General features: G+C 72.2%; 12 protein-coding genes. 3 read left to right on the forward strand and 9 right to left on the reverse strand.

The window, feature by feature from the left end; translation table 11 throughout:
* Positions 1–9: 9 nt before the first annotated feature.
* Positions 10–1,254, forward strand: a complete 1,245-nt coding sequence (locus CU044_RS09850; RefSeq protein ID WP_129768106.1) for a hypothetical protein — start codon at positions 10–12, stop codon at positions 1,252–1,254.
* A 115-nt stretch (positions 1,255–1,369) separates the two neighbouring features.
* Positions 1,370–2,092, forward strand: a complete 723-nt coding sequence (locus CU044_RS09855; RefSeq protein WP_129768107.1) for a Sir2 family NAD-dependent protein deacetylase — start codon at positions 1,370–1,372, stop codon at positions 2,090–2,092.
* 27 nt (positions 2,093–2,119) lie between these two features.
* On the opposite strand, the gene CU044_RS09860 is transcribed toward CU044_RS09855, so the two are convergent.
* From CU044_RS09860 to CU044_RS09875, 4 genes are all read right to left on the reverse strand, one after another.
* Complete coding sequence (locus CU044_RS09860; RefSeq protein ID WP_129768108.1) at positions 2,120–2,662, reverse strand: methylated-DNA--[protein]-cysteine S-methyltransferase; 543 nt, start codon at positions 2,660–2,662, stop codon at positions 2,120–2,122.
* A gap of 11 nt (positions 2,663–2,673) precedes the next feature.
* Positions 2,674–4,206, reverse strand: a complete 1,533-nt coding sequence (locus tag CU044_RS09865) for an AlkA N-terminal domain-containing protein (protein ID WP_129768109.1) — start codon at positions 4,204–4,206, stop codon at positions 2,674–2,676.
* Positions 4,207–4,272: 66 nt separating this feature from the next.
* Positions 4,273–4,881 carry a macro domain-containing protein gene (locus CU044_RS09870; protein ID WP_129768110.1) on the reverse strand — a complete coding sequence of 203 codons (609 nt, stop codon included), beginning with the start codon at positions 4,879–4,881 and terminating at the stop codon, positions 4,273–4,275.
* A gap of 117 nt (positions 4,882–4,998) precedes the next feature.
* Positions 4,999–6,414, reverse strand: coding sequence for an NAD(P)/FAD-dependent oxidoreductase (locus CU044_RS09875; protein WP_129768111.1), 1,416 nt, complete (start codon positions 6,412–6,414; stop codon positions 4,999–5,001).
* 86 nt (positions 6,415–6,500) lie between these two features.
* Here CU044_RS09875 and CU044_RS09880 point away from each other — a divergent pair, with 86 nt between their 5' ends.
* Positions 6,501–7,394 (forward strand): nucleotidyltransferase domain-containing protein, encoded by an 894-nt coding sequence (locus tag CU044_RS09880; RefSeq protein ID WP_129768112.1) that lies wholly within the window; start codon positions 6,501–6,503, stop codon positions 7,392–7,394.
* Positions 7,395–7,468: 74 nt separating this feature from the next.
* On the opposite strand, the gene CU044_RS09885 is transcribed toward CU044_RS09880, so the two are convergent.
* From CU044_RS09885 to CU044_RS09910, 5 genes are all read right to left on the reverse strand, one after another.
* On the reverse strand, positions 7,469–8,329 hold the full coding sequence (locus CU044_RS09885) for an inositol monophosphatase family protein (protein WP_129768113.1): 861 nt from the start codon (positions 8,327–8,329) through the stop codon (positions 7,469–7,471).
* A gap of 150 nt (positions 8,330–8,479) precedes the next feature.
* Positions 8,480–10,294, reverse strand: a complete 1,815-nt coding sequence (locus tag CU044_RS09890; protein WP_129768114.1) for a gamma-glutamyltransferase — start codon at positions 10,292–10,294, stop codon at positions 8,480–8,482.
* 172 nt (positions 10,295–10,466) lie between these two features.
* Positions 10,467–11,096 carry a pentapeptide repeat-containing protein gene (locus CU044_RS09895; protein WP_165371836.1) on the reverse strand — a complete coding sequence of 210 codons (630 nt, stop codon included), beginning with the start codon at positions 11,094–11,096 and terminating at the stop codon, positions 10,467–10,469.
* A 485-nt stretch (positions 11,097–11,581) separates the two neighbouring features.
* Positions 11,582–11,788: a hypothetical protein gene (locus tag CU044_RS38445; protein WP_165371837.1), complete on the reverse strand. Its 207-nt coding sequence runs from the start codon at positions 11,786–11,788 to the stop codon at positions 11,582–11,584.
* Between the two features lie 206 nt (positions 11,789–11,994).
* Positions 11,995–12,285 (reverse strand): hypothetical protein, encoded by a 291-nt coding sequence (locus tag CU044_RS09910; protein ID WP_129768116.1) that lies wholly within the window; start codon positions 12,283–12,285, stop codon positions 11,995–11,997.
* Positions 12,286–12,350 lie beyond the last annotated feature (65 nt).

Genomic DNA, 12,350 nt, shown 5'->3' on the forward strand with positions numbered 1-12,350 from the left:
GGAGGCATCATGCGAAGGCACCCGCGCGGCCGGTTCGCGGCCCTGTTCATGTCCGTGGTCGTCGTATCGGCCGTCGTCGCCGGTGTCGATGCCGGCACGGCGCGGGCCCTGTCCCCCTCCGAGGCCGCGCCTCCCGCCCGGCCCGCTTCCCTGCCCGCCTCCCTGCCCGGCCATCCCGCCGCACTGCCCGCCCGTGTCGACGGCGGTACGTGGCAGTCCGGCCATCTCCAGGGCATGGCCATCGACCGGCGCAAGGGCCGTATGTACTTCTCCTTCACCAACCTGCTGGTGAAGACGGATCTGGCCGGCAAGCCCCTCGGTTCCGTCACCGGCTTCACCGGACACCTCGGTGACCTGGACTTCAACGAGGAGGACGGACGGGTCTACGGCTCGCTGGAGTACAAGTCCGCGAAGGCGTTCTACATCGCGGTCTTCGACGGCGACCGCATCACCCGGATGAACATGGACGCCGCGTCCACCGACGTGGTCTCCACCGTCCATCTCCAGGAGGTCGTGAAGGACTACACGGCCGACATGAACGGCGACGGCGTCTTCGACGGCGACACCGCCAACACCCCCGACCACCGGTACGGGTGCAGTGGCATCGACGGCGTCGCGTTCGGGCCCTCCTTCGACCGCGAGGGCGGTACGAAACTGACCGTCGCGTACGGGGTCTACGGCCACACCGGCCGCCAGGACAACGACAATCAGGTCCTGCTCCAGTACGACGTCCGGCGGTGGAAGCAGTACGAGCGCCCGCTGACGGAGGACGCCCCGCACACGAGCGGCCCGTCCTCCCCCGACGGCAAGTACTTCGCGTACACCGGGAACACCACATACGGCGTGCAGAACCTGGAGTACGACACGGACAGCGGCAACTGGCTGATGGCCGTGTACAAGGGCACCAAGCCGGGCCTCCCGAACTACTCGCTCTTCGTCCTCGACGGCTCGAAGCGGCCCGTACCCGGCACCGTCCCGGGCCAGCGGCCCTCCGAGCGCGGCCAGTTGCTGACGCTCCTGCCGCGCGGGCTGCATGACACCGCGTCGGGGGTGTACGGCTGGGAGTCGGCCGGACAGTACGGGCTGATCTCGCTGGGCGGCGGCCGGCACTACGTCGCCGAGGCCGGTACGGTCCAGGTCGACGGCGTCACCCAGCAGACCGGCCGCGCGGTCCTGCACCGCTGGACGGGGCTGACCCCGAACCCCTTCGCGCCCGTGACACCGCCGCCGGTGCGGCCCGTACCGCGCCGGTGACGCCGGAAAGCCGGTGCCGAACGCGAGGCCGGTGACGACCGAGGGGCCGGTAAAGCTCCCCTGACCGGCGGGTAATCCGTTCGCCGCCCCCGGCGTCGCTGCGTACCCTCGCGGCATGACTCTCGTCGCGATCCTCAGCGGCGCCGGGATCTCCACGGACTCCGGCATCCCCGACTACCGCGGGCCCAACGGCCTGTGGCGGCGCGATCCAGACGCCGAGAAGCTCGTCACGTACGACTCGTACATGACGGACCCGGAGATCCGCCGCCGCTCCTGGCGGATGCGGAGCGAGAGCGCCACGCTGCGCGCCGAGCCCAATGCCGCGCACCGGGCGGTGGCCGAGCTGGCGCGGGCGGGGACGGCGGTCCGGGTGATCACGCAGAATGTGGACGGGCTCCATCAGCTGGCCGGTCTTCCCGCCCGCAAGGTCCTCGAACTCCACGGCACGGCACGCTCGGTGAGCTGCACGGGGTGCCATGCGCGCTCCTCGATGGAGGAGGCGCTCGCGCGGGTGGCGGCGGGTGAGCCGGACCCGCGCTGTCCGGAGTGCGGCGGGATCCTCAAGTCGGCGACCGTCATGTTCGGCGAGCGGCTGGACCCCGAGGTGCTGGCCCAGTCGATGGCGATCGCCAAGGCGTGCGAGGTGTTTCTCGCGGTCGGTACGACCCTTCAGGTGCAGCCCGCCGCCTCACTCGCGGGGATCGCCGCCGACCATGGAGCCCGGCTGATCGTCGTCAACGCGGAGCCGACGCCGTACGACGACCGGGCCGACGAGATCGTCCGCGAGCCGATCGGTACGGCATTGCCCGCGCTGCTGAAGAGGTTCCATCCCGGCTGACCGGCAGGGGCGACCGGGGTCGCGGCGTCAGAAGAGCGTGGCGGTGGCCGGGGGCTCGGCCGCCGCTCCTTCGAAGACCAGCAGCCGCTGCTTGCGGTCCAGACCGCCGCCGTAGCCGGTGAGCCCGCCGGTCGAGCCGATCACCCGGTGGCACGGCACGATGATGCCGACCGGGTTCTTGCCGTTGGCCAGTCCCACGGCCCGCGAGGCGCCCGGTTTGCCGAGGAGCTCGGCCAGTTCGCCGTACGAACGCGTCTCGCCGTACGGGATCCGCTGGAGCTGGCCCCAGACCTCGCGCTGGAACGGTGTGCCGTTCATCCGCAGGGGCAGATCGAACTCGGTCAGCTCGCCGTCGAAGTACGCGCCGAGCTGGCGCACCACCTCGGGGAAGGGCCTCGGGTCCGGTTCCCCGAAGCTCTCCTCGGGCGGGCGATGCCGCTGGCCGACCATATAGAGGCCGCTCAGCGCGCCGTCGGTGGCGACCAGGGTCAGTGGTCCGTAGGGGCTGTCGATCACGGTGTGGACGACGCGCCGTCCACGTTCCGCTGTCGTGTCTGTCGTGTCTGTCATGGCGAACTTCCTTACGCGGGCAGGTGGTTGATGGCGTGGTCCTCGGTGGCCCACAGATACTGCACGGCATACGCCCGCCAGGGCCGCCACGCGGCGGCGCGCGCGGTGAGCGCGGCGGGTGTCGACGGCAGACCGAGGCCCGCCGCGGCCCGGCGCATGCCGAGGTCCGTGGGCAGGAACGCGTCGGGGTCGCCGAGCGCGCGCATGGCGATCACCTCGACCGTCCACGGTCCGAATCCGGGCAGGGCGATGAGCTGTTCCCGCGCCCGGTCCCAGTCGCTGTCCGGGCCGAGCCGGAGCGAGCCGTCGGCGAGGGCCGCGACCAGCGTGGTGAGGGTGGTGCGTCTGGTGCGCGGCAGGGCCAGCGCCTCGGGGTCGAGCGCGGCCAGCGCCTCCGGGGACGGGAAGAGATGGGTGAGTCCGCCCTCGGGGTCGTCGACCGGCACGCCGTGCGCCGTGACCAGCCGGGCCGCGTGGGTGCGGGCCGCGGCGGTGGAGACCTGCTGGCCGAGCACGGCGCGCACGGCGAACTCGGCGGCGTCGACGGTACGGGGCACGCGCCGCCCCGGCGCCTTGTCGACCAAGGGGGTCAGCAGCGGGTCGGCGCGCAGTTGCTCGTCGACGGCCACCGGGTCGGCGTCCAGGTCGAGCATCCGGCGGCAGCTGCTGATGGCGAGCGTGAGATCGCGCGGATCGGTGAGCGAGAGCCGGCACGCGATGTGGTCGGGGCGCGGGCTGAGGGCGACGATGCCGTGTCCGTACGGCAGGGAGAGCGTGCGGCGGTACGCGCCGTCCCGCCACTCCTCGACGCCCGGTACCGCGGTCGCGGCGAGATGTCCGAAGAGGTTGTCCGGGGTGAGGGGCGCCCGGAACGGCAGCCGCAGCGAGATCACCCCGGGGGTGGTCGTCGGCTCCGTACCGTTCGTACCGCGTGAGCCGCTCGTACCGGCCGGGTCCGTACCGCGTGTACCGCGTGCGCCACGTGCGCCACGCGCGCGCAGTTCGCTCGGCGACAGTGCGAACACCTCGCGGACGGTGTCGTTGAAGGCCCGGATCGAGGAGAAGCCGGCCGCGAAGGCGATGTCCGCCATGGGGAGGCCGGTCGTCTCGATCAGCAGCCGGGCGGTCTGCGCGCGCTGGGCGCGGGCCAGGGCGAGCGGTCCCGCGCCCAGTTCGGCGAGGAGCTGCCGTTCGATCTGGCGCGCGGAGTAGCCGAGCCGCCCGGCCAGTCCGGGGACACCCTCGCGGTCGACGACACCGTCCTGGATGAGCCGCACGGCGCGGGCGACGGCGTCGGCACGGGCGTTCCACTCCGGCGAACCGGGGCTGGTGTCGGGCCGGCACCGTTTGCAGGCGCGGAACCCGGCCTGCTGGCAGGCGGCGGCGCTGGGGTAGAAGGTCATGTTCTCGGCCTTGGGCGGTACGACGGGACAGCTGGGCCGGCAGTAGATCCCGGTGGTCAGGACCGCGGTGAAGAACCACCCGTCGAACCGCGCGTCCTTGGACCGCACGGCCCGCACACAGCGCTCGGTATCGGTGTACATGTCTCCAGCATCCGTGACGCGGAGGCTCCCGGCTGGCAGGAATCCGACATCAGCCTTCGGGAGGACTCACCCCTCCAGGGCCACCATCGCCGTCTCGAACGCCGTGTATGCCCGCTGGTTGAAGACCACGAACCGTACTTCCTCCATGCTCCGCGCTCCGGCCGTCCTCGCCCTCCTCCTCAGATCCTCCGCCTTCCCCGGACCCTGCGCCTTCTCCATGGTCTCCCATGCCGCGAGGGTCTCCCTGACCGTGCGCACGGCGATCCGGGCGGCGTCGTCCAGCGGCCACCGGTGGTTGCCGGTGGAGATGGCGGGCACCGCGACCGTGCGCGCCCCCAGCTCGGCCGCGACCTCCAGTGAGGTGCGGTAGCAGGAGGCGAGCAGGCTCGACCGGTCGTCGTATCTGTCCCAGCGCGGTCCTACGGTGTGGATCACCCAGAGGGCCTGGAGGCGGCCGGCGGTGGTGGCGGCGGACTGCCCGGTGGCCAGCCCGCGGCCGTAGCGGGTCTCGCGCAGCTCATGGCACGCCTTCGTGAGGGCCCGCCCGGCGCGGGCGTGGATCAGGCCGTCGACGCTGTCACGGCTGCCGGCCACCAGCAGGGAGTTCGCGGCGTTGACGAGCGCCTCGGCGCGCTGCTCGACGAGGTCCCCGAGTACGAGAGTCACGTTCGTCATGCGCATGGCCTCCTCGGACCCGGCACGGGCCCTGCTCAGCGGCGGCTCGGTGGCGGCTCGACGGCCGCCGGGTCAGGGGGGCGGCTCGACGGGCCGCGGGTCGGCGGGGCAGCCGGCTCAGACGGCGCGCAGCTTTCGCCACACCGCCTTCGCCGCGTTGTGCCCGGACATCCCGTGCACCCCCGGCCCCGGCGGGGTCGCGGACGAGCAGAGGAAGACCGCGGGGTGCGGGGTGGCGTACGGGAAGAGGGAGATCTTCGGGCGCAGCAGCAGTTGGAGCCCCGAGGCGGCACCGCACGCGATGTCCCCGCCCACGTAGTTGACGTTACGGGCGGCCAGCTCGGGCGGGCCCGCGGTGGCGCGGGCCAGGACGCGGTCGCGGAAGCCGGGCGCGAAGCGTTCTATCTGCCGCTCGACCGCTTCCGTGAGGTCGCCCCGCCAGCCGTTCGGGACATGGCCGTACGCCCAGAAGACATGCTTGCCCTCGGGCGCGCGGGACGGGTCGACGAGGCTGGGCTGCGCGGTGATCAGGAAGGGCGTCGGCGGCGCCTGTCCGCCCGCGGCCTGGCGCAGCGCGGTGCCGATCTCCCCGCTGGTGGGGCCGATCTGGACCGTACCGGCCCGTCGGGGCTCCTCGGCAGTCCAGGGCACGGGCCCGTCCAGCGCGTAGTCGATCTTGAAGGCGCTCGCGCCGTACCGGTAGCCGTCGTACGCCCTGCCGAGTCCGGCGATCCTGGCCAGGGCGGTCGGTGAGGTGTCGAAGACATACGCGCGGGCCGGCGGCAGATCGTCCAGCCGCTTGACCTCGTATCCCGTGTGGACCGCGCCCCCCAGGTCGCGGAGGTACGCGGTGAGGGCGTCCGAGATCGACTGGGAACCACCGCGGGGCATCGGCCAGCCGCCCGCGTGGGCGGCGAGCGCGAAGACCAGACCGACGGCGCCGGTCGCGAACCCGTTCAGCGGGGCGATGACATGCGCGACGAGCCCGGCGAACAGGCCCTTCGCCTTCTCGTCGCGGAACCGGCGGGCCAGCCAGGTGGACGGCGGCAGTCCGGTGAGGCCGAACCGCGCCAGGGTGACGGGGTCGCGCGGCAGCGCGGTCGACGGCAGGGACATGAAGTCCCGTGCGAGACTGTCCCATTTGCCGAGGAACGGCGCGACGAGCCGGCGGTACGTACCCGCGTCACGCGGTCCGAACGACGCGGCCGTCTCGGCGACGGAGTGCGACAGCACGGCCGCCGTCCCGTCGTCGAAGGGATGCGCCATCGGCAGCTCGGGATGGAGCCAGTCCAGCCCGTACCGGGCGAGCGGCATCGTCTTGAAGACGGGCGATCCCGCGCCCAGCGGATGAACGGCGGAACAGGGGTCGTGGCGGAATCCGGGGAGCGTCAGCTCTTCCGTCCTGGCGCCGCCCCCCACGGTGTCCTTGGCCTCGAACACGGCCACGGAGAATCCACGCCTGGCCAGCTCGACCGCGGCGGTCAGCCCATTGGGGCCCGCCCCCACGACGACGGCATCGAGCATCGAGGTCACCTTCGGACTCCTTTGTCAGCCGATGGCAAGGAGCCCCAGGATATTCCCGGGCACTGACAGCCCGAACCCGGGTACTGTCCGCGACGATGAACACGACGATCGAAGCGATGGCGACACGCCTGATGTCCGTACGCGGCGTACGCGCCGTGGCCCTCGGCGGCAGCCGGGCCCGGGGCACGCACCGCCCGGACTCCGACTGGGACCTGGGCGTCTACTACCGCGGCGAGCCGGACGTCGCCGCGCTCGCGGCGCTGGCCGCCGAGGTGACCGGCTCCCCGGTGGAGGTCGCGGGCCCCGGCGGCTGGGGTCCGTGGGTGAACGGTGGTGCCTGGCTCTCCGTCGACGGGGTCGCGGTGGACTGGATCCTGCGGGATCTGGACCGGGTGGAACGCATCTGGGCGGAGTGCCGGGAAGGCCGGTTCGAGATCGGCACGCAGCCGGGCCATCCGCTCGGTTTCTGGTCGCCCGCGTACGCCGGGGAGGTCGCGCTCTGCCGCGTACTGGCGGACGCGGAGGGCGAGTTGACGGCGCTGCGGGCGGCGGCGCGACGCTATCCGGAGCCGCTGCGGACCGCGCTCACCGGGGCGGTCTGGGAGGCGGACTTCTCGGTGGCGGCGGCGCGCAAGGCGGCGGGCTCCGGCGGGACGGGGGCGGGGGCGGGGGCGCGGGCCGGGGACGGGGACGGGGACGGGGACGGGGACGCGCACGGAACCGGAACCGGGGGCGCGGGCGACGCGCTGTACGTGTCGCTGTGCCTGTCCCGGGCCTTCGGGATCCTCGTCCAAGCCCTCCTCGCCCACCACCGGGTCTGGTGCCTCAACGAGAAGGGCGCGCTCGCGACAGCCGCCGCGCTGCCGCACACGCCGCCGGACTTCGCACACCGGGTCGCGGCGGTGCTCCGGGCGCTGGACGCGCCGGCGGTGGAGGCGGCGGGCACGCTGGTACGGGACGTACGCGCGGTGCTGGACGGCGACGCCTGAGGGCATACGGGCCCGTCCGCCACATACGGGCGGTGACCACGTACGGGCATGGCCGCGTACAGACGGTGACGACGTCAGCCTCCGGCGAGCAGCCGTTCCCGTACCCGCTCCGCCGTTTCCGTGTCCCTGGCCGCCGTGAAGGGCAGCGCGTTGTCGCCGGCGATACGGAACCGCTCGCCCGTGAGTGTCAGCTGGGCGCCGCCCGCCTCCTCGACCAGCAGGAGGCCCGCCGCGTGGTCCCAGGCCAGCTCCCAGTTGAACGCCACCGCGTCGAGCGCGCCCCGCGCCACACCCAGGTATTCGAGCCCCGCGGAGCCGCACGGGCGGGCTTCGATGCCCTCGGTGCGCAGCCCCAGGAGTGCGTGCTTCTGTTCGTCCGTGGTGTAGTCGGGGTGGGACATCGCGACATGGAGCACCGCGCCGGGCGCGGGCGCTCCGGAGTGCAGGGGGACGCCGTCGAGGGTGGCGCCCCGGCCGCGTACCGCGATCGCCATCTCGTCCAGCGCCGCCGCGTACGTCCAGGACGCCAGCACCTCGCCGCCCTGCGCGAGGGCGACGAGCGTGCAGAAGCCCCGCTCGCCGCGGACGAACGGGCGGGTGCCGTCGACCGGGTCGACGATCCATACGGGCGCGTCGCCGCGCAGCGCCTCGTACAGCGTCGGGTCCGCGTGCACCGCCTCCTCACCGACCACGACGGAGCCCGGGAGCAGCGCGGTGAGGGCGGCGGTGAGATGTTCCTCCGCGCCCCGGTCCGCGACCGTCACCAGATCGTGCGGGCCGTGCTTCTCGACGATCTCGTGCGCGGCGAGCTGGCGGAAGCGCGGCATGATCTCCGCGGCGGCGGCTGCCCGCAGTGCCTCCTCGACGGCGGACACGCGCGGGCCGCGGGCCGCCCCCGGGAGGGGAACCGTTCCGTACACAGAGTCATCGATCATGTCCCCAGCCAACCACGCCCGGCAGGCCGGGCGCGTGCCGGGCCGTATGGCGGGACGGTGGACGGATGTATGACCGGGGCTGTCGACGGCCGGGGACCGGAGACGGTCCCGGGGGCGACGGCCGGTCGCGGCCGTCGCCCCCGGCGACGCTCAGCGGCCCACGGCGTACCCCTGCATGCCACGGGGGTTGGCCGCGGCCGAGAGGATGCCGGTCTCCGGGTCCCGGGCGACCGCGCAGAGCCGCCCCTCCGACCAGGGGTCGCCGACGGTGACCTCGTGGCCCCGTCGGCGCAGTTCCTCGATGACCTCCGGGTCCATCCGGGACTCCACGGTCACGCTGCCGGGGCGCATACCGCGCGGGAAGAAGGAGCCGGGGAAGCTGTCGTTGTGCCAGTTGGGCGCGTCTATGGCGCCCTGGAGATCAAGTCCGCCCCGTACGGACGGCCGCAGGGCGAGTGCCAGGAAGAAGTGGAGCTGCCACTGGTCCTGCTGGTCGCCGCCCGGCGTGCCGAAGGCCAGTACCGGTACGCCGTCGCGCAGCGCGAGGGACGGGGTGAGGGTGGTACGGGGCCTGCGGCCCGGGGTCAGTGAGTTCGGCAGACCGGGGTCGAGCCAGGCCATCTGGAGCCGCGTACCGAGCGGGAAGCCCAGCTCGGGCACGACCGGGTTGGACTGGAGCCAGCCGCCGCTGGGGGTGGCGGCGATCATGTTGCCCCAGCGGTCGACGATGTCGAGGTGGCAGGTGTCGCCCCGGGTGGCGCCGTCCTTGGCCACGGTCGGCTCCCCCGCGCCGGGGATCCCGAGCGGGTCGAAGCCGGGCCGGCCCGCGGCGACCGCGGTCGCGTGGCCGCTGAGCACGGGTGCGCGTCCCCCGGGGCTGCCGGGGCGCAGCTCGCACGAGGCGCGCTCGCCGATGAGAGCGCGGCGCGCGGTGTTGTACGGCTCCGACAGCAGCGCGGCGAGCGGGGTGCCCTCGGCGGCGGCGTCGCCGTACCATGCCTCCCGGTCCGCCATGGCGAGCTTGCAGCCCTCGATCAGGAGATGGACGTACTCCGCCGAGCCGTAACGGGGCAGTTCGGCCGCGCGGGAGGGCAGCAGGGCGAGCTGCTGGAGGAAGGCGGGGCCCTGGCTCCAGCCGCCCGCCTTGCACAGGGTCCAGCCGTTCCAGTCGTAGGTGGCGGGCGCCTCGTACGTCGCGGACCAGTCCGCCAGGTCGGCGGCGGTGAGGGTGCCGGTGTGGCGGGCGCCGCTGGTGTCCATGGTGGGGCGGGCGGAGTGCGCGACCAGGGCCTCGGCGATGAAGCCCGTACGCCAGACCGCTCTGGCGGCCTCGATCTGTGCCACCCGGTCCGCGCCGCCGGCCTCCTCGGCCTCCGCTGTCAGCCGGCGCCAGGTCGCGGCGAGCGCGGGATTGCGGAACAGCTCGCCGGGCGCGGGTGCCTTGCCGCCGGGGAGGTAGACGTCCGCGGAAGAGGTCCACTCCGTCTCGAAGAGTTCACGGACGCTCTCGACGGTCTCGCCGACCCGTTCGACGGGGGCGTGGCCGTCCTCCGCGTAGCCGATGGCGTAACGCAGCACCTGCGCCAGGGACTTGGTGCCGTGGTCGCGCAGCAGGAGCATCCAGGCGTCGAAGGCGCCCGGTACGGCGGCGGCCAGTGGGCCGGTGCCGGGGACGAGTTCGAGTCCGAGCGAGCGGTAGTGGCCGATGGTCGCGCCCGCGGGAGCCGGGCCCTGGCCGCAGAGGACCCGTACCTCGCCGCCGGCGGGCGCGAGGATGATCGGCACCTCACCACCGGGTCCGTTGAGATGGGGTTCGACGACATGCAGGACGAATCCGGCGGCGACGGCGGCGTCGTAGGCGTTGCCGCCGTCCTCCAGGACAGCCATCGCGGACTGCGAGGCGAGCCAGTGGGTGGAGGAGACCATGCCGAAGGTGCCCTGGAGGGTGGGACGGGTAGTGAACATATGACCTCTCGCCTAGCGGCTTCCGCCCATCGGCCCGCGCCGGTCGGTGCTCAGGACCGGTGCCGGGGAGAATCCGGGGAGTTTAGACCAGTTCCCTCCCCCGCCCACACCCCCAGGCCCTGTCCGAGAAGGGCTACAGGTCTCGCCACCACGGCTGGGCACACCTGCTTCATCACTCTTGCGCGCTCCGCGATCCGGCCGACGGTGAGGGGTCGCGGCTGGGTGCCGGCGTGGACAGATCTGCCTCTGGGCGACGAACGCCGGTCAAGTCCGCGCCATCCAAGTGCGCGGCGTCCAGGCTTGCTTCGGTCAGATCCGCCCCGGCGAGATTCGCCCCCGTCAGGTTGGCACCAGTCAAATCCGCTCTCTTCAGAACCGCCTTGCCCAGATTCGCGCCGGACAGATTCGCCCCGTTCAGGTTGCAGTCGGGCAGAACAGCTCCGCTGAGGTTTGCCTCGCTCAGGTCGACTCCTCGGAGATCGGCGTCGCTGAGCCGCATACCTTTGAGGTTGATGGTGCCTTTGCCGTCGCGGGAAGGGTTGCGATGACCGAGCGCGGAGATTGCCGCCTGAATGTCGGGGGCCTGCTCGGCCGACAGGTTCTTGGTGGCGCGGGCCCGGATGTACCCGGATAACGCGTCGATGACGGCCGGCTGCTCACGTGGAGAGTCTTCCATGATGCCTTGCATGGAGAAGATGGCTCCCCTGCGTATGTTCGCGGAACTGTCGCTGAGCTTTTCCAGTGCCTTGTCGTACCGGTCGGCGATCTGCCCCTGCTTCGAAATCGCCAGTTCCTCGGACACTTGGGTCATTGATATCCAGGTGAAGATCAATGCGGCGACTGCCGCCAGACCCGGGAGCATCATCGCGATGAGTGCCGCTTGGTGGCGCCAACCTCCTGGCTCCACAGGCTGAGTGACCGTTTCCGCGCCGAAGCCGAAGCCGACGGCGCCGGCACCGGCACCGGCACCGGCACTGGCACCGGCGCCGGCGCCGGTGCCAGTGCTGGTCCGCTCCGGTGCTCTACCGCGATGTCCCGGGCGACGTGCCCCCAGCGGAGCTCGGGCGTGTTGCGCTGGTCGTTGTCCCGCACGTGCTCTGCGGTCCGCGATCCGCCGCAGCTCTCGACTTCGTGCGCCCGCACGTGGAATGCCTCCGGTCATAGGTGCTATTTGAACCCACTGAGACCGGTGGCCGTAAGACGCGGACGGTCTTCCCCGGGATACTGGCCCCGGGCGCGGCGAGCCTGGCGGCGGCGACCGTCGGTGGTGCGCGTCCGCAGTTGGCCTCAGTCCGATCCACCGCCGTGCCGTTCGAGTACCGGGGCCGGGGTCCGGCGCTCGTGTGTCAGCCTTCGGCCTCCGACGATCCACAGGCAGACGGCGGCCATGGGGACGAGGGACAGCAGCATGGGGGTGACCGCGCCCAGGCCTTCCGTCTCGTCCATCATTTCACCGAGGATCGGCGTTTCACCGAGGATCAGGAAGAGGACCATAATTCGACGTAACCGATGAAGGCCAGTGGAAAGTGCCACGCTGCCCAGATGAGGCCCGTGGCGATGACGGACGGCACCGTGCGGCCGCCGAGAATGCGTGGCCTGAGATAGCGGTCCAGCCGAATTCCTCGCCCGCGTAGAGGGGGGGTGAGGATCAGGGTCACGACCATGAGTCCGAGAACGGGCACCAGCTCTTTCGGGAGCGGCTACGCGCTGCCGGTGCCATCGGCCTCGCCGGCAGCGGTCCACCAGGTGATCACTCGGGAGGCCATCGCTCCGGGGCGCAGGCCGAGAGGATCGAGTCCGAAGTGATCCTCCAGCTCGTGTCGCGGGAACTCACCGATCTCCGTCCGGTTGGCACCGCTGCGGAGTCGCTGAAGCAAGGGGGCGAGCATGCAGTCGTACTCGTCCTGCACGTCGTCGGCGACGCCGATCGGATCCCACTCATTGAGCAGATGCCGCAGGTCGTTCTCGATGGACGGGGACCATGACCGCATCGCCCCAGAGTGCCACCCGAAAGCGCCTGCCGGTCACTCGCCCCCATCCTGGTCCAAACGAAACT

Source organism: Streptomyces sp. L-9-10 (genome assembly GCF_004151105.1).
Classification (GTDB): domain Bacteria; phylum Actinomycetota; class Actinomycetes; order Streptomycetales; family Streptomycetaceae; genus Streptomyces.